This window comes from Pelolinea submarina, from assembly GCF_003966975.1.
Classification (GTDB): domain Bacteria; phylum Chloroflexota; class Anaerolineae; order Anaerolineales; family Anaerolineaceae; genus Pelolinea; species Pelolinea submarina.
In genome coordinates, this window is record NZ_AP018437.1 from 279,636 (window position 1) to 299,660 (window position 20,025).

General features: G+C 53.6%; 21 protein-coding genes. 17 read left to right on the top strand and 4 right to left on the bottom strand.

Annotated features, from left to right (window positions below; genetic code table 11):
- Positions 1-71: 71 nt before the first annotated feature.
- Entirely contained in the window at positions 72-2,402 is a 2,331-nt protein-coding gene (locus tag Pelsub_RS01335) for a PEP/pyruvate-binding domain-containing protein (protein ID WP_116225280.1), read from the top strand.
- A 146-nt stretch (positions 2,403-2,548) separates the two neighbouring features.
- On the opposite strand, the gene Pelsub_RS01340 is transcribed toward Pelsub_RS01335, so the two are convergent.
- Together Pelsub_RS01340 and Pelsub_RS01345 are read right to left on the bottom strand one after the other, a co-directional pair.
- Positions 2,549-3,382, bottom strand: a complete 834-nt coding sequence (locus Pelsub_RS01340; protein ID WP_116225281.1) for an ABC transporter permease subunit — start codon at positions 3,380-3,382, stop codon at positions 2,549-2,551.
- The gene (locus Pelsub_RS01345) at positions 3,379-4,329 is read right to left on the bottom strand and encodes an ABC transporter ATP-binding protein (protein ID WP_158674923.1); all 951 of its coding nucleotides are present in this window, start codon (positions 4,327-4,329) and stop codon (positions 3,379-3,381) included. The genes Pelsub_RS01340 and Pelsub_RS01345 overlap by 4 nt, the downstream gene beginning before the upstream one ends.
- Before the next feature lie 205 nt (positions 4,330-4,534).
- On the opposite strand from Pelsub_RS01345, the gene pdxS reads away from it, so the two are divergent.
- From pdxS to Pelsub_RS01390, 9 genes are all read left to right on the top strand, one after another.
- Positions 4,535-5,422, top strand: coding sequence for a pyridoxal 5'-phosphate synthase lyase subunit PdxS (gene pdxS, locus Pelsub_RS01350; protein WP_116225283.1), 888 nt, complete (start codon positions 4,535-4,537; stop codon positions 5,420-5,422).
- 3 nt (positions 5,423-5,425) lie between these two features.
- On the top strand, positions 5,426-6,004 hold the full coding sequence (gene pdxT, locus Pelsub_RS01355) for a pyridoxal 5'-phosphate synthase glutaminase subunit PdxT (protein ID WP_116225284.1): 579 nt from the start codon (positions 5,426-5,428) through the stop codon (positions 6,002-6,004).
- A 95-nt stretch (positions 6,005-6,099) separates the two neighbouring features.
- The gene (locus Pelsub_RS01360) at positions 6,100-6,936 is read left to right on the top strand and encodes a hypothetical protein (RefSeq protein ID WP_116225285.1); all 837 of its coding nucleotides are present in this window, start codon (positions 6,100-6,102) and stop codon (positions 6,934-6,936) included.
- Between the two features lie 54 nt (positions 6,937-6,990).
- Entirely contained in the window at positions 6,991-8,619 is a 1,629-nt protein-coding gene (locus tag Pelsub_RS01365) for a R3H domain-containing nucleic acid-binding protein (protein WP_116225286.1), read from the top strand.
- A 3-nt stretch (positions 8,620-8,622) separates the two neighbouring features.
- Complete coding sequence (gene tmk / locus Pelsub_RS01370; RefSeq protein WP_116225287.1) at positions 8,623-9,246, top strand: dTMP kinase; 624 nt, start codon at positions 8,623-8,625, stop codon at positions 9,244-9,246.
- Between the two features lie 24 nt (positions 9,247-9,270).
- Positions 9,271-10,599: a peptidylprolyl isomerase gene (locus Pelsub_RS01375; protein WP_116225288.1), complete on the top strand. Its 1,329-nt coding sequence runs from the start codon at positions 9,271-9,273 to the stop codon at positions 10,597-10,599.
- Positions 10,599-11,822, top strand: coding sequence for a PrsW family glutamic-type intramembrane protease (locus Pelsub_RS01380; protein WP_116225289.1), 1,224 nt, complete (start codon positions 10,599-10,601; stop codon positions 11,820-11,822). Before Pelsub_RS01375 ends, Pelsub_RS01380 begins: the two co-directional genes overlap by 1 nt.
- Before the next feature lie 43 nt (positions 11,823-11,865).
- Complete coding sequence (locus tag Pelsub_RS01385; RefSeq protein WP_116225290.1) at positions 11,866-12,504, top strand: lysophospholipid acyltransferase family protein; 639 nt, start codon at positions 11,866-11,868, stop codon at positions 12,502-12,504.
- A complete protein-coding gene (locus tag Pelsub_RS01390) occupies positions 12,479-14,092 on the top strand; it encodes a ComEC/Rec2 family competence protein (protein ID WP_126440350.1) in 1,614 nt (537 codons plus the stop codon). Before Pelsub_RS01385 ends, Pelsub_RS01390 begins: the two co-directional genes overlap by 26 nt.
- Here the strand turns inward: Pelsub_RS01390 and Pelsub_RS01395 are convergent.
- A complete protein-coding gene (locus Pelsub_RS01395; protein WP_116225292.1) occupies positions 14,085-14,381 on the bottom strand; it encodes a hypothetical protein in 297 nt (98 codons plus the stop codon). The two genes, Pelsub_RS01390 and Pelsub_RS01395, sit on opposite strands and share 8 nt — an antisense overlap.
- A gap of 440 nt (positions 14,382-14,821) precedes the next feature.
- On the opposite strand from Pelsub_RS01395, the gene Pelsub_RS01400 reads away from it, so the two are divergent.
- The 5 genes from Pelsub_RS01400 (at position 14,822) to Pelsub_RS01420 (ending at position 18,421) form a co-directional block, all read left to right on the top strand.
- Entirely contained in the window at positions 14,822-15,244 is a 423-nt protein-coding gene (locus tag Pelsub_RS01400) for a secondary thiamine-phosphate synthase enzyme YjbQ (protein WP_116225293.1), read from the top strand.
- Between the two features lie 154 nt (positions 15,245-15,398).
- Positions 15,399-15,833, top strand: a complete 435-nt coding sequence (locus Pelsub_RS01405; RefSeq protein ID WP_116225294.1) for a CBS domain-containing protein — start codon at positions 15,399-15,401, stop codon at positions 15,831-15,833.
- Positions 15,834-15,903: 70 nt separating this feature from the next.
- Positions 15,904-16,830 carry a DMT family transporter gene (locus tag Pelsub_RS01410; RefSeq protein WP_116225295.1) on the top strand — a complete coding sequence of 309 codons (927 nt, stop codon included), beginning with the start codon at positions 15,904-15,906 and terminating at the stop codon, positions 16,828-16,830.
- Positions 16,831-16,909: 79 nt separating this feature from the next.
- A complete protein-coding gene (locus Pelsub_RS01415; protein WP_158674924.1) occupies positions 16,910-17,644 on the top strand; it encodes a TPR end-of-group domain-containing protein in 735 nt (244 codons plus the stop codon).
- Positions 17,645-17,707: 63 nt separating this feature from the next.
- On the top strand, positions 17,708-18,421 hold the full coding sequence (locus tag Pelsub_RS01420; protein WP_116225297.1) for a maleylpyruvate isomerase N-terminal domain-containing protein: 714 nt from the start codon (positions 17,708-17,710) through the stop codon (positions 18,419-18,421).
- Positions 18,422-18,486: 65 nt separating this feature from the next.
- Here the strand turns inward: Pelsub_RS01420 and arfB are convergent, their stop codons facing one another.
- On the bottom strand, positions 18,487-18,912 hold the full coding sequence (arfB, locus tag Pelsub_RS01425; protein WP_116225298.1) for an alternative ribosome rescue aminoacyl-tRNA hydrolase ArfB: 426 nt from the start codon (positions 18,910-18,912) through the stop codon (positions 18,487-18,489).
- Positions 18,913-19,077: 165 nt separating this feature from the next.
- On the opposite strand from arfB, the gene Pelsub_RS01430 reads away from it, so the two are divergent.
- Together Pelsub_RS01430 and Pelsub_RS01435 are read left to right on the top strand one after the other, a co-directional pair.
- Positions 19,078-19,722, top strand: a complete 645-nt coding sequence (locus tag Pelsub_RS01430) for a hypothetical protein (protein WP_116225299.1) — start codon at positions 19,078-19,080, stop codon at positions 19,720-19,722.
- Positions 19,719-20,021 carry a winged helix-turn-helix domain-containing protein gene (locus Pelsub_RS01435; RefSeq protein WP_116225300.1) on the top strand — a complete coding sequence of 101 codons (303 nt, stop codon included), beginning with the start codon at positions 19,719-19,721 and terminating at the stop codon, positions 20,019-20,021. The genes Pelsub_RS01430 and Pelsub_RS01435 overlap by 4 nt, the downstream gene beginning before the upstream one ends.
- Positions 20,022-20,025 lie beyond the last annotated feature (4 nt).

A 20,025-nucleotide genomic window follows, 5' to 3' on the forward strand; every position in this document is an offset into this window, starting at 1 on the left:
TTGAATAAGATTTCGGTGTTTGATGTTCTGCTGTCAAGGCATAATTTTGGAAAGCCAGTTTTAAAAAAGCAATGCAATCATTTTCAAATTCCTCTGACCGTCTGATGAGTATTACCCTGGCATTGGGTCAATATCCTATGCTCAGCAGCCGCATTCGCAGCAAAATGCGCCATGAGCTTTACAAACATGCCATTATTGAAAAGCACGAATTTGAAGAGCTGGTGCGCAAACAGGCTATTCGCACGCAGGAATTGGAAGGGCTGCGCAACCCGGTAGGCGAAGAACCCACCGAACTTTGGGAAGAGCGCATCATCCGCGTACGCGACCAGATGACCGACCTGACCTTCAGCCAGCATCTATCATTTGACCTTTTCCAGAACATCATTACCGACATTCTGAACGAACGCGGCGTCCAACTGGCCGACCCCAACCTGACCTTCAATCCCGAACAGGCTCCCCAGGAATTGATCTTCGAACATGCCTGGGCCATCCTGCGTCTGCCGCCGGAAGAACGCGAAAAATACGAACACCACCTGGAAGAATCGCGCGTGGTGCTAATCCGCACCATGATCAGCGATCAACTCCCCTATGTGAATATTGCCAAACGCTGGTTCACCATTCCCGATCTGGCCGAAATCCGCAAGCGCAAAATCGGCGCCGGCCGCGTGGGCGGCAAAGCCGCCGGCATGCTGCTGGCATACCGTATTCTCACTGAAGAGCTGCCGGAAGAAATGAAGAGCCATTTGCGCAAGCCCGAGTACTATTTCATCGGCTCCAACGAAATGTACGCTTTCTTCACCATGAACGACCTGGAACGTTGGAACGACCAGAAATACAAAGACGAAGAACACATGCGCGCGGATTATCCGAAGCTGGTGAAAGACTTTGCCGCAGGCCATCTTCCCACCGATATCCTGGAAAAGCTGGAAGGGATATTGGAAGATATCGGCAAAAGGCCATTAATTGTACGGTCGTCTAGTTTACTAGAAGACAGCTTTGGCACCTCTTTTGCCGGTAAATACGAAAGCATTTTCCTGTCCAACCAGGGCAGCCCGAAAGAAAACCTGAAAGCGCTCAGCAACGCCATTACACGCGTGTACGCCTCCACGCTGAACCCGGATGCCCTGCTCTACCGGCGCAGCAAAGGCCTGCAGGATTACGACGAGCGCATGGCGCTTTTGATCATGGCTGTGGAAGGAAAACCTTACAAAGGGAATTTCCTGCCGGATGCAGCCGGGGTGGCTTTCAGCCGTAACCTGTACCGCTGGGCACCGCAAATCCGCCGTGAGGACGGTTTTGTGCGTCTGGTGTGGGGACTGGGGACGCGCGCGGTGGACCGGGTCGGGAACGACTACCCGCGCCTGATCGCGCTCAGCCATCCGCTGCTGCGGCCTACGCCCGACCAACGCACCATGGAACGCTGTTCCCAGCAATACGTGGATTTGATCAATCTGGAAAAGAACAAAATGGAAACCGTGTCCATCCACAGCGTGTTGGATCCGGAGTACCCGCCCCTGCGCTACATTGCGCAGCTGAAAGAAGAAGGATACTTCACCTCGCTGCATTCGCGCTTGATGGAGAACGATAAAGACCGGCTGGTGCTCACCTTTGAAGACCTGATGCGGCGCAGCCCCTTCGCGGAATATATGCGCCAGATCCTGCAAACGCTGGAGCGCTGTTACCAATATCCGGTTGACCTGGAATTCACCATGCAGATCAATGAAGAGAGCAACGGCGATCCGGATCTGCTGTTCACATTCCTACAGTGCCGCCCGCAAAGCCGTTTGGCGGAAAGCAAAGAGATCAGCATTCCCGGGCACCTGCCTGAGAATGACGTCATCCTGCAAACACGCTTCATGGTTCCGCAGGGCATGCTGGATAACATTGAATACGTTGCGTTCGTTCCGCCCGGCGAGTACTTCAAGCTGAGTGTAAATGAGCGTTTTGAGCTGGCCCGCATAATCGGTAAATTGAATGAAAAGCTGAAAGGCAGGCAGTTCATCCTGGTTGGCCCCGGCCGCTGGGGCAGCACGAATGTAGATCTGGGTATTCCCGTCGGATACAGCGACGTTTTCAATACCCGGGCGCTGGTGGAGATGTCCGGCAAAGATATCGGCCCATCGCCGGAGCCTTCATTGGGCACGCACTTCTTCCAGGACCTGCTGGAAGCGCAAATCTACCCGCTGGCGATTTACCTGGACGATCCTCAAAGCACATTCCAGCCGTCCTTCTTCTACCATTCCCCGAATTGCATCGAGGAATTCATCCCGGCGGAAGAAAACATCAAGGAACGTCTGCGCCTGATAAAAATCGATGATTACCGCAAGGATCACATGCTGCGCCTGGTGATGGACGAAGAACACAGCACCGCCATCGGCTACCTGCTGCCCAAGGCAAAGTAAACACTTACCAAAATCAGCCACAGATAAACACAGGTAAAAGCAAAATGCCTTTTCAAGGACGATGCTCACAGATAACTGCTTTCTTCAGTGTTATCCTGAGAGGCGCGCGCCTTTCGTGTATTTGGTGAGAATCACACCGATAATTATTAACTACGCCCGGTGATTAGTGCTTCGCGATTGAAGCTGCGCACCGCCAGGTAAACCAGGAAGAAAGCGGCCGCCCAAAACAGCACACCCAGCAAGAGTTCAATTCCCACACTCAGATATAAAAAGCCGCTTAATTGCCCGGCAAACAACGCCACCACCAGAATGACCAGGCTGGAGCTGAGCTGATACGCACCCTGAAAGTTCGGGACACGCGCCGAGATCAGCACTGTGACCGCGATGCTCAGGATGGCCAAAGCGGGTGTAATCCAGAAAATCAACGGCCACCAGGTCGGCAGCGGGAACCAAAAGCGCTGAAAAGTTGTGTACGGCACCAGGTTCAGGATCAGCGTGTAAACCAGGAAACTAATCCAGGTAATGCCAATGGAAGGCACAGCCGCTGCCGTCAGTTTTCCCATAAAGAGATCGGCGTCCGACGCGGGTGTGTAGAGCAGTGCTTCAATGGTCTTGCGCTCGCGCTCCCCGGCGAAGGATTCAGCCGCGATGGTGGAGGCAAACATGAGCGGCATGATCAGGAACATAGGCGCGAACATAATGCCCAGCATCACCACAATCATGGATTCCATAGGCTTTTGCAGGTCCACATACTGGCTCAGTTGGTCCGGCATGCGTTCGATGAAATAGGTAATATCCGCGTCCGAATTCATCACGTCTTCCGGGCTGACATTGAGCGCCGGGAGCAGCAGCGTAAAGATCAGCGGCAGGACAACCACAAAGATAGCAGGCACAATCAGCATGGGTATCCAGGCGGTCTTATTCTGGCGCACTTCCAGCCAATCCTTGCGCGCGATGGTCAGTACATTGCGAATTTTCATAGCTTCACCTGCTCTTCCTGATCCTGCAATTTGAGATAGATTTCTTCCAGCGTCGCGCGATGGGGAATCACCGACAGAACTGCCGCGCCATTCGCGGTTAAAAAAGCCACCAGGGGCGGCACTGTCTCAATCGTCTCCAAACGCAAATTCCATACCGCCGACCCAGCCCCCTCCAGGGACTGCACGCCAGGCAAACCGCCTGCCTGCGCGGCTAAATCCGACGCGGGAACCTGCTGAAACTCAAAGCGCACACGGATTTCCGGCGTAACCTGTTGGCGCAGTTCGCTCAACGTTCCGGCAGCTGTTATGGAGCCCTGCTTCATCACCGCTACGTAATCGCACACTTTTTCGGCTTCAAACAGGCGGTGCGTGCACAGAATGACCGAGCGGCCCTCATCTTTGCTGATGCGGTAGATTAGTTCCTCCACCTGACGGGCCGCGAAGGGGTCCATGCCGGAAGTGGGTTCGTCCAGGAAGAGCAGTTCGGGGTCGTGCAGCAAAGCACGCGCCAGCGCCAGACGCTGCTTCATGCCTTTGCTGTAGGTTTCCACGCGTTGGTCCGCCCATCCGTCCAAATCCAGCGCATGCAGGTAAAACTTGCCGCGTTCCTCGATTTGAGCCGCGTCCATTTCGGATAAAGCCCCGAAGAAACGCAGGTTCTGCCAGGCAGTCAACCGTTCATACAGGGCAGGTGTTTCCGTCAGCACACCGGTGCGGCGGCGGATTTCAGCGCCCTGATTGCCGGGATTAAGCCCCAGCACGCTGCATTGACCCGCAGATGAGCGTAATAAGCCGTTCAAAACGCGAATTGTAGTAGTTTTCCCGGCACCATTCGGCCCCAGCAGGGCAAACACCTGCCCTTTTTGCACGGAAAAGGTCATACCGCGCAGCGCCTGGAAACCATCGTACGAGAAGGCCAGATCCTGACAAGTAATCACATCAAGCATAGAAATACTCCATTTCATCCAAAAACCAGCATGTATTATACGGGATTCACCCTGCAAGGTTTCACGTGAAACATATAAAACAGCGCGCCATGGAATGTTTCACGTGAAACATTCGCACATATCCCTGAAAATCATGAAAATATTCCTTAGTGGTAGAATTGACCTGCAAAAAGTTTATTCCGTTAATGACCTGGAGGTACTTCAAATGACAGCAGAAACAGGCTCCTTTACAGTTAAAAAAGGCTTGGCTCAGATGCTGAAAGGCGGCGTGATCATGGATGTTGTCACTCCTGAGCACGCGCGCATCGCAGAAGACGCCGGCGCTTGCGCTGTAATGGCGCTGGAACGTGTTCCGGCAGATATTCGCGCCGAAGGCGGCGTGGCCCGTATGAGCGATCCGGAATTGATTCTCAAAATTATGGATGCCGTGTCCATCCCTGTGATGGCGAAAGCCCGTATTGGGCATTTTGTGGAAGCCCAGATTTTGGAAGCTTTGGGCGTAGATTATGTGGATGAATCCGAGGTTTTGACCCCGGCCGATGAAGAAAATCATATTTACAAACATGATTTCAAAATTCCGTTCGTGTGCGGCTGCCGCAATTTGGGCGAAGCCCTGCGCCGTGTCGGCGAGGGCGCGGCCATGATCCGCACCAAAGGCGAAGCCGGCACCGGCGACGTGGTCGAGGCTGTGCGGCATGCCCGCACCGTCATGGGCCAAATTCGCCATCTGGTTGGCCTGCCCGAAGAAGAAGTCATGGCATTTGCCAAAGACCTGGGCGCGCCTTACGAACTGGTGCTGGAAACCAAGAAGCTCGGCCGCATGCCTGTGGTCAACTTCGCGGCCGGCGGTATCGCCACCCCCGCGGACGCAGCCCTGATGATGCAGTTGGGCGTGGACGGCGTGTTTGTCGGTTCCGGTATTTTTAAATCCGGCGATCCGGCCAAACGTGCCGATGCCATCGTCAAAGCAGTGACGCACTACAACGAGCCCAAGATTTTGGCTGAAATCAGCCGCAACCTGGGCGAACCCATGGTCGGCCGCCAGATCAACAGCCTTTCCGAAAGCGAGCTCATAGCCGGCAGAGGCTGGTAGATCATGAAGATTGGTGTGCTGGCTCTGCAAGGTGACTTCATTGAACACCAAAAAATAATGGAAGGCTTGGGCGCCCAGGTTAGTCAGGTGCGCCTGCCTTCCGATTTGAAATCGCTGCAGGGGTTGGTCATTCCCGGCGGGGAATCCACCACCATCGGTAAATTGACCATGGATTTCAATTTGATGGAACCCCTGCGCCAATTCGCACGCGAACACGCAGTGTGGGGCACTTGCGCCGGAAGCATCTTTCTTTCAAAGGATGCCTCCCGCCAACAACCATTGCTAGGTATGATGGACATCAAGGTGGAACGCAACGCTTTCGGCCGCCAGGTGGACAGCTTTGAGATAGACTTGGATATCCCCTGCTTGAAGAAAGTGTCTGATGAGGACACTCCTTTCCATGCCATCTTCATCCGCGCGCCACTGATCGAATCGGTCGGCAAGGACGTTGAGGTCCTGGCCAGCCTGCCGGACGGCCGCATCATTGCCGCCCAGGAAGGCCATTGGTTGGCAACTTCCTTTCACCCGGAGCTTACCGGCGATACCCGGTTCCACCGGTATTTCATGGAGATGATCCAATAGAAATTTCGTCTGTTACTCCGCTAGACCTTTATTCCATCTTTCGACATCGCAAAAATATACATTGGGAAAACACCGAACAGCTGCTGCTGCATGGGTTGCCCAATGTTTTTGTTTCCGTTTCCATTGAGACATTGGTAGGCAGCGGTCACTGGTTCACACAATCGATCCGCTGCAAATCTTTCAATCCATTAGCTTTCGGGCAGGTGGAATATTCCCAGCAGCGCGCTGAGATCAATTGGCTGCTGCTCTGCCATAGCGGAGAAAAATCAGTTTTATCCGATCTGGTAGAGAACCTTTCTTTTGAATCCGGTTTGCGCGGCAGCAAATACCTGCTTGCCAGCGCAGCCCTGGACTCGGAAGAATTCTCCCTCCTGCGCCGCCAGGGTTTTTCCATTTATGGTTGGGAAAATTATTGGCGGGTGGACGTTGGCCGATTGCCGGCCACACTTCAGAATGGAACCCGCTGGCGCAGAGCCGTCTCCCGCGATCAACATGATATCCTGCAATTTCAGCGCCATTTTTTAGCGCCTGCCATGCGATCGGTAACACCCCTGGCAGACGAGATCTTGCCGGATTTTATTTTTATGGATGACAACGACGTTCTGGGAACCGCAAAAGTGAATTTTTCAGGCAACCGTTCTGTCGTGCATTTTTTATTCGATCCACGCATTCAAAGCCCCCAGGAAGCCATGCGTGAATTAATCATCCTGCAAGCGCCTCAGTATACCGATTGGTATATTCGCCAGCAAACCGGGCAGGATTGGCTGGAGGAACATTTGCACTGCCTGGCACAGCCTGCGCTGGCTCGCCGCGAATTATTGGTCAAACATTTCGCCATCCGTGAAAAATTACCTGTGGGGATCCTCAATCACACAACAGACAACAGTCACCCGGACCCGATTACACCCTATATCCATTCCGGCAAATCTTAGGATAATTTATAATATTAATTCAAATCAGTAAGGTATTTGAGGTATTCTTTAAGTATGACACAACGTCGGATAACTGATGACCTGCCGGCACTGCTGGCAGTTCTTCCTTTCAAATTTGTCAACCAAGTTAAACAAGCCAATAACGCCGACGATCTCCTGGAGATCATTCTGGATCTCGGCCGTCTGCCGATGGCCCGCTATGTTGACCGCGAAGTGGAGATCAGCGATAAAGAGGTCAGCCGCGCCGAGATTGACGAAGTGCTGACGCGCATCGGCGAATTCGACGCGGACAACCGCGCCGGTATCGAGCGCACGCTGCACCGTATTTCTGCTATACGCAACAAACACGGCGTCGTGGTCGGCCTGACCTGCCGGGTAGGGCGCGCCGTTTACGGCACCATCGATATCATCGAAGACCTGGTCAAGTCCGGCAAGAGCATTTTGCTGCTGGGCCGGCCGGGCATCGGCAAGACCACCATGCTGCGCGAAGCCGCGCGTATCCTGGCAGAAAACACGCGTGTGGTAATTGTGGACACTTCCAACGAAATTGGCGGCGATGGGGACGTGCCCCATCCGGCTGTCGGGCGGGCGCGCCGCATGCAGGTGGCCCAGCCTTCTTTGCAGCATGAAGTGATGATCGAAGCTGTGGAAAATCACAACCCCGAAATCATTGTGATTGACGAAATCGGGCGCGAGCTGGAAGCCGCCGCGGCACGCACCATCGCCGAACGCGGCGTGCAGTTGGTAGCCACCGCTCACGGGCGCACGCTCGAAAATCTACTGCTCAACCCAACCCTATCCGACCTGATCGGCGGAATTGAATCCGTCACCCTTTCCGATGAGGAAGCACGCCGGCGCGGCACGCAAAAGACCGTGCTGGAGCGTCGCGCGCCGCCGACTTTCGATGTGCTGGTCGAACTGCAGGAACGCAATCGCGTTGCCATCCATGAAGATGTGGCCGAATCGGTGGACGCCCTGCTGCGCGGTTACCCGCTGCAGCCGGAAATCCGCTATCGCGACGAGAACGATCAAATTCACGTGGAAAAACCACAGCCGCGGCCAACCGCCAGCGCGGGCGGGTCGCAGGGATTAAGACGGTCTTCACCGAACGGGTTCAAAACCAGCACCGATCAGAATCGGGAATACGCTGGTAAAGCGCCTTTTTCCGCCGCGGATACCGGCCTTCAATCCGAACCAGCCCAGCCGCAATTATCACTGGAAAAGATAGCCATCTACCCATATGGTGTGGCGCGCAACCGCATGGAACAAGCTTCCAAGAAATTGGGCGTTCCGGCCGTGGTGGCGCGAGACTTGCGCCAGGCGGACGTGCTTATCACGCTCAAATCGTATTACCGCAAGCATCAAAAGCCTATCGTGACCGCCGAGGAACACGGAATTCCAATTTACGTACTGCGATCCAATTCCGGCAACCAGATTGAACAAGCCTTCATTGAACTGTTCAACCTGAATGAAGCCGTCGGCCGCAACGTCAATCTAGAGGAAGTCAACACCCAAACCCTGGAGGCGATAGACGCGGTGCAAAACGGGCAACGTTGGGTTGACCTGCCGCCGGCCTCCGCGCGTGTACGGCGCATCCAGCACGAATTGGTCCGCGAAGCCGATTTGGTTTCTCATTCCTATGGAAAGGAACCCAACCGGCATGTACGTATATTCAGGGAATAACGCATGTTCATCACACTAGAAGGACCGGACGGCAGCGGCAAGACCCGCCAGATTCACCCGCTGGCAGACTTCCTGACCGAACAGGGTTACGAAGTTTTCTGCGGGCGCGAACCCGGGGACACATTCATCGGCGAACAGATCCGCCAGGTATTAATGGACCATCAGAATAAAGGCATGCATCCGCGCACCGAGACCCTGCTTTTTTGCGCAGCCCGCGCCCAACTGGTGGAAGAAATCATCCGCCCCCATTTAGCCCAAGGACATGTCGTGCTGCTCGACCGCTACGCGGATTCCACCCTGGCTTACCAGGGCTACGGTCATCAAAATGACCTGGGATTGATTCGCAAATTGCTGGATTTCGCCACCGGAAACCTGTGGCCGGACCTGACCATTCTGCTTGATATTAAGCCGGAAGTTGGTCTGCGCCGCCGCCAGGAAGGCGGTGGTGAATGGAACCGCATGGACGCTTATCAGTTACAATATCATGAGCGGGTAAGAAACGGATATCTAAAAATGGTAGCAGCAGAGCCCCAGCGTTGGCGCGTCGTAAATGCAGACCAATCACCCGATGTGGTACAATCGGAGCTTCGGGACTTATTATTATCATATTTATCCAATTTATCCTAAATACAAATATGAAAGGCAAAAGCCATGTCTAAAAAACTCCTTCCCATCCTGGTACTCGGTGCGATTTTGATCACCTCCTGCGGTGTGCTCTTCGATAAAGCAGAAGCCACCGCCGAGCCGACAACCGCAGCCGAACCCACCACGGAAGCAGCGGCCGAAGACACCACCGCAGAAACCGCAGCCGCCACTCCGGAACCCTTTACCGACGCAGAGAACCCCTGCACACCTTTCTCTGTGCTGCAGTACTCCATGGGAGATCCCTATCCGGGTTTACCGGCTGTTTCAGATGATGATTACAGCGTAGGGCCGGATGATGCTGCATTAACTTTCATTGTTTACAGCGAACCGCAGTGCCCTTACTGCGCGCAGCTCGACCCGGTCCTGGACGAATTCCAGGCACTTTATCCAGATGATGTGCGCGTGGTCTTCCGCCTGCGCCCCTTCCCCGAAACCTTCCATAACAAATCCATCCTGGCTTCTCAAGCCATGGTAGCCGCCGGGATGCAAGGGAAATTCGACGAATTCCGTAAATTCATCTTCGAACGCCAATACCAGGACACCAGCGTTCCCGACCAGGCAGCCCTGCCCGAAACTGATTTCTGGAGCGGTTTGGAACCGGCCGATTTCGATGGCTGGTTGAAGGAACAGGTACCTGCTTTGGGTATCGACGCCGATCAGCTCATCAGCGATATGTACAGCGATGAAGTTGTCGCCAAGGTAAAAGCCTTCCAGAGTGAAGCGGATGAGCTGGGAATTACCGGCACGCCCACACTGATGATCAATGGCCACCAGTGGCCTGAAAGCTCCCGCGGTAATGAAATCTTCAGTATTTACCTGCGCTTGATCAAGAACCAGGTAAATGAAATGGATACCTGCCCGGCCAAGGTTATTGATGCGGCCAAGAAATACACAGCGACCATCACCACCACCCAGGGCGATATCAAAGTTGAACTCTATCCCGATAAAGCCCCCGAAGCTGTGAATTCGTTCGTATACCTGGCCCAGCAGGGTTGGTATAACGGCCTGCCCATCATCTCCTCCGCAGATTTCATTCTGTCCGGAGATCCTTCCGACACAGGTTACGGCGGCGCTGGGTACGCTTATTTGGACGAACCCAACGACCTGACCTTTGACGAACCCGGTATGCTGGCTTCCTATAGTGTGTGGAGCGGATACGGCACCAACGGCAGCATGTTCTTCTTCAACAGAACAGCCCTAACCGACCAGGGAGAACGGACTATTTTCGGAAAAATCACCGAAGGTCTGGACGTACTGGATAAATTCGCCATTCGCGATAATATCTTTGACCCTGTAATCGACAAGGTGTTGGAAGTAACCGTCACCGAAGAATAATGCCCACTGAACGGAAAAAGTTACCCAGTGTGTTGATGATTTTACTCAGCACGCTGGGTATTTTAATCAGTTTATTGTTATCCTTTGCTTCCTTTCTCGGCAGCAATCTGGAAAAAACAAATTCGCTTGAAAACCAGATGTTCACCTCTTTGGGTGTGCTGGCTCTGGTTTTCAGTCTGCTCAACATCCCCGCGCTGGTTTATTCCATCCGCGACCTGCGGGGTAAAGAGAGTACGCCGAAACGCACCTCCCTCTTCCGTTCCGCGAATTATGGGCTGATCCTGTGGGTTGTTCTTTTAGCCGCAGGTACAATCCTGAACCGGAACTATCCTTATACGCCCTGGCTGGCCCCAATTACCATTGTGTGTGTGCTCATCCCCATCTGGTGGCTGATCGAGTTTGGGCGCCGCGGATTGAAACGCCCGGCCCCGCTTTATGAATGGAAAACGCTGACCATCGGCCTGACACTGGCGCCCGTCACCATCCTGATCATCGAAACTCTGCTGGTCATCCTGGTAGCGGTGGTGGTCATTATCCTGCTGGGATTTCAGACAGATACGTTTTCAAATTTGATGAACCTGGCGCCCAGCCTGGATTTATCTTCGGGAGGCATGGAGCAACTGGATCAGTACCTCAACGATCTGGCCCAAAACTCAACGATTTTATTTGCGCTCTACCTGGTCATCGGTCTGTTGGCACCGTTTACGGAAGAACTTTTCAAGCCCCTGGCCGTTTGGCTCTCATGGAAGCGGCCCATGGACGCGCGGGAAGGCTTTATCCTGGGCCTCATCAGCGGCGGCGCATTTACCTTACTTGAGAGCGCCAGCCTGGTCAGTCAAATCAGCGCGCAGGACTGGTTGTCCGCAGTGATCCTGCGCTCTTCCACCGGATTGCTGCATGTTAGTTTGAGCGGGTTGGTCGGTTATGGAATTGCCAAAGCCCGCAGCGAAAAACGCTGGGGATCCATGCTGCTGACCCTTTTGGGCGCCACCGGCCTGCACGGTTTATGGAACTCCATGGCGCTGCTAAATGGGTTTTCGACTACCGCACTGCCCATGTCGGAAAGCGTACCGGTTTCCGCGGGAGGAGCGATATCTTTGGTTGCGATGGCAGTGGTTTTTGCCGCGGTGTTATTCATCAACATCCAGTTAAATAAGAAGTTCAGAAATGCGCAACTAACTGAACAACCGGATATATTGGACTTACCCGATTTAGAGGGATAAATCAAATCTATTAAACGCTACTATAATTCATTAGGTGATTTTAATGAAACGAGAAAAACTCCAGCGCCTTGTGCGTTTTTTAATTAAAACCCTTACCCATACAGAATTTCTTGATCTCGAAAATATTCCGGACTCCGGCGGGGTGATCATCGCTATCAATCACTTGAACTACATGGACACCCCGGTTCTTTTTGTCAACCCGCGCCGTTCGGATATTACCGCACTGGTGACAACCAAGTATGAGAAAAACCTGTTCATGCGCTGGTTCACCGAAAGCGCCCAAGCCATTTGGATAGACCGCGACATCGCCGATTTCACTGCCATCCGTAAAGCTTCCAAAGCTTTGGCGGAGGGCTGGGCGTTGGGTATCGCACCGGAAGGCACGCGCAGCAAAACCTGCCAGCTTCAGGAAGGCAAACCGGGCACCATCATGCTGGCAATAAAAGCCAATGTGCCGATTGTGCCGGTGGGCATTACCGGAACAGAACATTCCTTTAAAAAGGTTCTAACTTTCAGGCGGCCCAAGATCACCGTCCGGTTCGGACAGGCCTTCACCATCCCTGAATTCAAGCCCGGCGACCGTTCGGCGGAACTCAAATACTGGACGGACGAATTAATGAGGCGTATTGCCGCACTGCTCCCGGAGCAGTACCGCGGTGTTTACGCAGATCAGATACCATGAACAACCTGCACCCAATCCTATGCCGCTATTCTGGTTGTGCCTGTCATTCACAGCAGGTATATTTGTAGCGGCACTCCTCCCGCTTTCCGCCTGGACCTGGCTGGCCATCGCTGTCATCCTGCTGGTGGCCGCCTGGCTCGAAGGCCATTTTTGCAGCCATCGCACCCATCCACTGCTTTCCCGACCTCTTTTCCAAATACCCATCGCCCTGATAGGAGCCTGTCTGGCGCTGGGCGGCTGGCGCTTTCAATCAGCCCAACCCCATATCAGCGCCGACGATCTGGCATGGTACGCGGACGGCGAAAGCCGGGTGATTACGGCCAGGATAGTCTCCTATCCGGAGGAATCCGCCAACAGCACACGCGCGGTGCTGCAAGCCATAAGCCTTTATCAGGAAGGGCAGGAAAAACCGGTTAGGGGGAACTTGGATTTGCGGTTGCCGGGTGGATTTCATATATCCTATGGGGATGTCCTGCGGTTGGAAGGGTCATTGAACGCTGTTCTGGACGACGGCCAACCAGCATTTCAATCCTACCTCGCGCGTGACGGCATCCTCAGCCGCATGTATTACCCGCAGGTGGATACATTGGCATACGGATCCGGCAGTATTTTCATGCGCTGGATCTATCAGGTGCGCGACCGTGCCCAGGACATCATCTTCGATCAAATACCCTTTCCCGAATCGTCCCTGCTGAGCGGCATTCTGCTGGGGATCGATTGGGAAATTCCGGATTACCTGGAAGAGGCATATCGTTCCTGCGGCGTGCTGCACATCATAGCCATTTCCGGTTATAACATCGCACTGATCTCCGGTTTGATCATTCGCCTGACACGGCGGTTTCTTTCACCCGGCAAAGCCGGCGCGGCCGCTATTCTGACCATCGCGGTTTATACTTTGTTCGTAGGTGCCGAGCCGGCCGTGGTAAGAGCGGCCATCATGGGCAGCCTGTCCATACCCGCGCACTATTTCGGGCGCAAGGTCATCCCGCTGCACAGCCTGGTGGTGGTAGCCGCGATTATGCTGGCCGGCAGCCCCATGCTGCTGTGGAACATCGGCTTCCAGCTCTCCTTTCTGGCCTGTCTGGGTTTAATCACCATGGTCGATCCCATCCAACAATGGCTATATCATTTTATTGAAAAGAAGTTTTCCGAAGGCACCGCCTTGTGGTGGCAGCCGATTATCATCCTGGTAGTTTCTACATTGGTCGCGCAATTTTCCGTCTCCCCCGTGCTGTTGAACTTAAATCCTGTTATTTCCATTCATACTCTGGCCGCCAACCTGGCGCTGCTGCCCATTCAGCCCATGTTGATGGGATTGGGCGGTATGGCGGTCATTTTCAGTTTTATCCTGCCGCCCGTGGGTAAATTTTTCTCCTATATGGTCTGGCCATTTCTGGCTTATAACAACCGCGTGGCAGTACACTTTGGTTTCCAGCCGAAAGGGGAATTTCAAGTCTCCTCAGTCTTTATTTGGCTCAGTCTGGCAGCCGTGATCAGCGCTCTGACCGTTTTCACGATTCATCAGATGTCCGCATTAAAACAACCGAAAACAGAACAATCTCGCAATCCAAACACGGTCATTACCTGATAAAGGATACGAGCAACGCGACGACCAATTCCAAAATACCCACGCCTATGATCAGGTAGCTTTCCTTCCGTTTTTCACAGTGCCGGTATGCCATTCCTCCCAACCCAATCGATATCAACGGAAAAATGTATGCGCAGATCAGAAACTCGAGTTTGGTTACACCGCCAAATATTGGGATGGATTGCATATGCAAATCAATAGGCAGTCCATTGATCACCCAAAAGAAAAGAGACGGCATGAGACACAAAATCCCCAACATTATCCAATCGATTCTTTCATTCTGTTTCATAATCCTCCTCTGCGATAAATAAAAAGCGCATCGTTTTTCCCGATGCGCTCCAAAACATGTTTATTGTCGCTAAACTCGACTGACGAAATGGGTCTTATTTTTGAAAAAAAACGTTCAAGCCGTCCAAAATGAATCCACGTGTTAATCAGTTCACTCGAAATGCGGTTTATATACCAAGTGAATCTGATAATCCATGAATCCCGGCAAAACTGTTCCAGCCGTTCACTGGAAGGTTCAGGCAAATTGGTCTCCTTAATTGATCAATAGCCAACTACTACCTTACGATTAATTTCATTGTATCATTTCTTGTTTTGGGGCCAAACCAGGGAATTTCAGAGACTGGATAATCCAAATCGGGAAAAGTGCATATCGGTATCAATATCGGCCGCACAGGTCAACTATTGGTAAAATCAGGCCAGAAAGGCTGTAGGTACTTCATTATGGAATGGCTTAAAGACACATTTGAAATCCGCACCAACGGCAAGGGCATGCTGCCCATCACCCACGAAGTGGAAAGCCGCCTGCGCGCCTGGGGCGTTCGGGAAGGCATGTGCTTCCTGTACATCGCGCACGCCAGCGCATCGCTGACCATCAGCGAGAATTACGACCCCACCGCGCGTAAAGACGTGGAAGCCTACTACGAGCACGCCGTGCCTGAGAACCAACCCTGGTACCAGCATACCTTGGAAGGGCCGGACGATTCGCCCTCGCACATCCGCGCCACCCTGACGCAGCCCAGCCTGTCCATCCCCATTGACGACGGCCAACTCAGCCTGGGCACCTGGCAGGGTATTTTTCTGTTTGAACACCGCAGCCGCAGCCACCGGCGAACGATCGAGCTGCGCTGTCTGAAAGTCGCCTGAGCCAGACGCCAATTTTTATCCCCATTTCGATAGCGCTTTGTGTTACTATGAAATTACCTTATTAATCCTCTTCACGTCCCAATTTCACCGTGTTCTGCAACGCTCCAAAGTAGACAACCTCATTGAGAATATATAAATACAACTGGAGGTAAATATGATCACTGTCTCCGACCTTCTCAAGCAAAAAGGCAGGCAAGTATGGACCATTGCAGCCAGCGCCAATATCCGCAAAGCATTGAAATTAATGGCTGAAAAGGATGTGGGCGCGTTGATTGTCATGAAAAAAGGGCGCCTATGCGGCATCTTTTCTGAACGGGATTTCGTCAGAGTGATGGCCGCAGAGAACCAATTTTCGCTGGATACACCCGTTTCTAAAATCATGACGGCTGACGTTCTGACCGTAGCACCCAATGAATCGGTCGAAAATTGCCTGCAACTGATGACCGATCATCATTTCCGCCATCTGCCCGTGATGGAAAATGATGAATTGGTGGGGATTATATCGATCGGGGACGCCGTAAAGAGCATTATTTCCAGCCAAAAATCTTTCATCCGGCAACTGGAGGACTATATCAGCGGACGCTGGTAACAAAGCAGGCTGCTCTTTCCAAAGACAATCAAGTATACTTGTGGGGTTTATCCCAACCTGGAAAGGCAGCATGCCGAACAAAAACAAAACACTCAGCGCCCAGATCAAACTGGTAGCCGCCATTGCCGTATGGGGCGGTTCTTTCATCTCCACCAAGATCGCACTGGAAGTCATCTCTCCCGTAAGCGTGATGTGGCTGCGTTTTCTGATCGGCGCCATCATTTTGGGCGGGTTCGCCTATAAAAACGAAGATTGGCGCATCACATCCTGGCGAGAGGTTTTGGATTACGCAGTTCTGGGCTTTCTGGGCATCACCATCAACCAGTGGCTGCAATCGACCGGTATGGTCACCTCGGAAGCCGCCACCACCGCCTGGATATTGGCCAGTTCGCCGGTCATGATGGCCCTGCTGGGCTGGTTGTTCCTGAAAGAGAAGCTCAACCTGTATTCTGCAGGCGGCATCCTGCTGGCCGGATTGGGCGTCATCATGGTGGTCAGCAAGGGCGACCTGCGCGCGGCCTTCAGCGGCGGTTTTGGCAAACCGGGCGATATTCTCATTTTGATGAGCGCGCCCATTTGGGCGGTCTATTCCATCCTGTCCTGCCCGGTACTGGAACGGCATTCTCCCACCAAGGTCACATTTTATACTTTTCTTTTCGGCTGGCTGTTCAGCAACCTGTTCTTCGTTTTCGGCGCGGAATGGACGCCCCTGAACCACATTCCACTTTCGGTCTGGCTGAACATGCTGTACCTGGGCGCATTTTGTTCGGCATTTTCCTTCATGTTCTACAACAACAGCTTGCAGATCCTACCCACATCGCAAGTGGCCGTGTTCCTCAACCTGGAGCCGCTGGTGGCCACCCTGGTAGCCGCGGCCGTGCTGGACGAGCGCATCGTACCGGCCACGCTGTTGGGCGGCGCCATGATCCTGGCAGGGGTTTGGCTGGTCGATCGCAATTCCACCAGCGCTCTGCCAAACGAAGCTTTCCCGGAATAATTAACCTTTCCTCAGAATCCCTCATCAATCCCCCATATGGCTACAATTAATTCAGTTGATCATTTATATGGAGGTTGCCATGTCCGCATCTGAAGTTGATTTAAAGAAAAAAACGGGGGAGGTTTTCGCGCAAATCCGCTCAGAAATAGACCGCTTTGCCGAAGGGCTGAGCGCGGAGGAGAAGAACCGCGCCGGGTCGCTGCAGCACTGGTCGGCCCAATTCACGCTGGTGCACCTGGCCTTTTGGGAAAAGCATTACGCGGCCGTGTTCGAGAAAGGCCTGGCCGGCCAGCCGGTGCCGCTCTCCGGCAGCTACCTGGACCAGTTGAACGACGGCGTGCTTTACGAACACCTGGGGCAGCCCTTCGAGGAGGCGCGCGCCGAAGAAGCCGCCGCTTACAATCAATTCCTGGACTTTTTCGAGCGGAGCGTCTCAGCGCAGGCATTAGCCGACCCGCAGCCGCTGGATTACCTGAAAAACTTTACCCTGTTGAACCGCATGCTGCGCAGCCACGCCCTGCATCCGGTGCATCACCTGAGCGACTACTATGTCAAGAACGCCCAGGCAGAACGTGCCGGGGAACTGCAAAATAAGTTAAGCGAGGTATTAAGCCAACTGCCGCTCTGGAAAGCCGAGGTAGCCTACAAAGCTGCCAGTTTTTACGCGCTGGCAGGTTGGCACGATCAAGCTATTGCGGAATTGAAACGCGCCCTGGCTGAAAAACCCGAATTGCGTAGTCAGGTACAAGCGGACGAGGATTTTGAAGCTTTGCGCGGGAGCGCGGAATTCGAGCAAGTTACCGGCAATTCGTAAGGACACAATTCCTTCCCGCTTGCTATACAATATCCTTACACATTCCACAATTAGGAGGAGCCAATGAATTTTACGACCGAAATGTTTGATTTGCTGGAATCAATCCGCGAGGAACTTGACGATTTAGTGCAATCATTGACCCCTGAAGAGAAAGCCCGGCGCGGTTCGCTGCAAGGCTGGTCGGCCAAGGATATGCTGGTGCATTTGGCTTTTTGGAACCACCACTTCAACCGCCAACTGGAACAAGGCTTTGCCGGACAGCCCATCCCCAAATCGGGCGACTATCTGGATCAGGTCAACGACGGCGTGCTGTACGAACACCTGGAGCAGCCCTTCGATGAAGCGCTGGCTGATGAAAGCGCCGCTTACAGCCAGTTCCGCCAAATTGTGGCGGAGGTTTCCCCGGAAGACATACAGGATTCGCAGAAATTTGAGTTTCTGGAAGGCCATTCGCTGCTGGACCGCGCCCTGGGCACCTACGGCTACCATACCGCCGCGCACATCAGCGATTATTACATCAAGCACGGCCAGATCGAGCGCGCGCGGGCGCTGCAGGAAAGCATCACCAAGTCGCTGCTGGGCTTTCCCGGTTGGGAAGCCAACGCGGTCTACAACCTGGGCTGTTTCTACTCGCTGAACGGCTACAAGCAGGAAGCCATCGCGAAAGTGAAAGAAGCCTTCGAGATCAAGTCCGACCTGGTGGAGTGGGCCAAACAGGACAGCGACCTCGATGCGCTGCGCGATATGGCGGAATACAAGGATTTAATTGGAGAATAAAGCCAAGTTTTAGCTTTTATATAGGGAAATAGACATTAATTGTCTATTTCCCTATATAAATTTCATTATTCATCCCAATGGGAATTCACGCGGCGGGTGCGTTTCAGCTCGCCGCGTTTCTTTTTGGAATCCAGGCGGCGCTGGCGCGCGGCCCGGCCGGGGCGGGTGGCTTTGCGCGGGGTGGGTTTATGCAACGAATGGCGGATCAGCAAAACCAGGCGTTCGCGCGCGTCCTCGCGGTTCTTCTCCTGCGAACGATAGCGGCGCGCCTCGATCACCAGCTCGCCCTCTTCGGTCATGCGGCTGCCGGCCAGGCGCGTCAGGCGCTGCTTGACCTCGTCGCTCAGGCTGGGGGAGTTGGCCACATCAAAGCGCAGCTGCACGGCCGTGGCGACCTTGTTGACGTTCTGGCCGCCCGGGCCGGATGAGCGCACGAAGCTCTCTTCAATTTCCGTTTCGGGGATGTTCACGCTCGCACTTACAACCAACATTTCTACCTTTTCCTACACATTTTTATCAATAAATTTCTCGTTCGCGAATTCTCTTGAATTTGTATCACATTCCCGGTTATGTCGCCAGAACTCTTGACAAAAGCCGCACAAGTCATATAATACAAACCGGTTTGCGTTACAAACCTTATATAGAAAGAGACTGAAATGAACGACCAAAACAAAGAAATTAATGAAACTATCAAACGCACCAAACGCTATTGGTACGTGGATGGCTTTTCCGAGATCGGAGTCGGCCTGCTGCTGATCATGATCATCCTGTTTAACTACCTGTCCAGTCTGGTCCAACAGCAGGTTCTGCAAATCCTGCTGATCGTGGTGGGACTGCCGGCCGTGATTGTATTGGGCAGCCGCGTTTTGAGCCGTGTGGTGGTCAAATTGAAGGAAAGATACACCTACCCGCGCACCGGCTACGTTGCCTACCAGGGTAAGACGGGCAGCCGGCGCTGGAAGCGCGTGCTGTTGGCCGGCACTCTGGGTTTGTTGGTGGGCGCGCTGACCTCCCTGTTGTCCGGCAGCCTGCCGATTATCTACCAGCAAATTGTCGTGACTTTCATGATCGCCAGCTCCTACATCTACATCGGTTACTCCATCGGGCTGAAGCGGTTTTACTGGATCGCCGCCGCGACCATCGTCCTGGGGATTGGGTTGAGCCTGGTAAAAATGTCGGAAATAAAATACTTCCTGACATTCTTCATCGGGCAGGGGTTGATCTGGATCGCCAGCGGGTTGGCGGCCTTGCGGCAGTACTTCGGCAGCACCCAACCTCCTACAGAAACAGGTGAGGGATGAACGAGACCAACGAAATCGCCTCCCTCGACCGCCTGATCCACGAGCCGGCGCGCCTGGCCATCCTGTCGGTGCTGTACGCGGTCAAGGAAGCGGATTTCCTGTTTCTGCTGCGCGAGACGGGCCTGACCAAGGGCAACCTCTCCACGCACCTGAGCAAATTGGAAGCGGCCGGTTACATTGAGATCGAGAAAGGCTACGTCGGTAAGCTGCCGCAGACCTTGTGCCGCATGACCGAGCAGGGCCGCCGGGCTTTCGACGATTACCGCAAACAACTGAAGGACTTTTTAAACAACTTTTGAGGAA

Bases quoted from the DNA above. Each gene is read 5' to 3' on its own strand.
- pdxS (WP_116225283.1), top strand. From the start codon at position 4,535: ATGACAGCAGAAACAGGCTCCTTTACAGTTAAAAAAGGCTTGGCTCAG.
- Pelsub_RS01375 (WP_116225288.1), top strand. From the start codon at position 9,271: ATGTCTAAAAAACTCCTTCCCATCCTGGTACTCGGTGCGATTTTGATC.
- Pelsub_RS01430 (WP_116225299.1), top strand. From the start codon at position 19,078: ATGAACGACCAAAACAAAGAAATTAATGAAACTATCAAACGCACCAAA.
- arfB (WP_116225298.1), bottom strand. From the start codon at position 18,912: ATGTTGGTTGTAAGTGCGAGCGTGAACATCCCCGAAACGGAAATTGAA.
- tmk (WP_116225287.1), top strand. From the start codon at position 8,623: ATGTTCATCACACTAGAAGGACCGGACGGCAGCGGCAAGACCCGCCAG.
- Pelsub_RS01435 (WP_116225300.1), top strand. From the start codon at position 19,719: ATGAACGAGACCAACGAAATCGCCTCCCTCGACCGCCTGATCCACGAG.
- Pelsub_RS01380 (WP_116225289.1), top strand. From the start codon at position 10,599: ATGCCCACTGAACGGAAAAAGTTACCCAGTGTGTTGATGATTTTACTC.
- Pelsub_RS01415 (WP_158674924.1), top strand. From the start codon at position 16,910: ATGTCCGCATCTGAAGTTGATTTAAAGAAAAAAACGGGGGAGGTTTTC.
- Pelsub_RS01345 (WP_158674923.1), bottom strand. From the start codon at position 4,329: ATGCTTGATGTGATTACTTGTCAGGATCTGGCCTTCTCGTACGATGGT.
- Pelsub_RS01385 (WP_116225290.1), top strand. From the start codon at position 11,866: ATGAAACGAGAAAAACTCCAGCGCCTTGTGCGTTTTTTAATTAAAACC.
- Pelsub_RS01335 (WP_116225280.1), top strand. From the start codon at position 72: ATGCAATCATTTTCAAATTCCTCTGACCGTCTGATGAGTATTACCCTG.
- Pelsub_RS01410 (WP_116225295.1), top strand. From the start codon at position 15,904: ATGCCGAACAAAAACAAAACACTCAGCGCCCAGATCAAACTGGTAGCC.
- Pelsub_RS01420 (WP_116225297.1), top strand. From the start codon at position 17,708: ATGAATTTTACGACCGAAATGTTTGATTTGCTGGAATCAATCCGCGAG.
- Pelsub_RS01400 (WP_116225293.1), top strand. From the start codon at position 14,822: ATGGAATGGCTTAAAGACACATTTGAAATCCGCACCAACGGCAAGGGC.
- Pelsub_RS01405 (WP_116225294.1), top strand. From the start codon at position 15,399: ATGATCACTGTCTCCGACCTTCTCAAGCAAAAAGGCAGGCAAGTATGG.
- Pelsub_RS01365 (WP_116225286.1), top strand. From the start codon at position 6,991: ATGACACAACGTCGGATAACTGATGACCTGCCGGCACTGCTGGCAGTT.
- Pelsub_RS01340 (WP_116225281.1), bottom strand. From the start codon at position 3,382: ATGAAAATTCGCAATGTACTGACCATCGCGCGCAAGGATTGGCTGGAA.
- Pelsub_RS01395 (WP_116225292.1), bottom strand. From the start codon at position 14,381: ATGAAACAGAATGAAAGAATCGATTGGATAATGTTGGGGATTTTGTGT.
- pdxT (WP_116225284.1), top strand. From the start codon at position 5,426: ATGAAGATTGGTGTGCTGGCTCTGCAAGGTGACTTCATTGAACACCAA.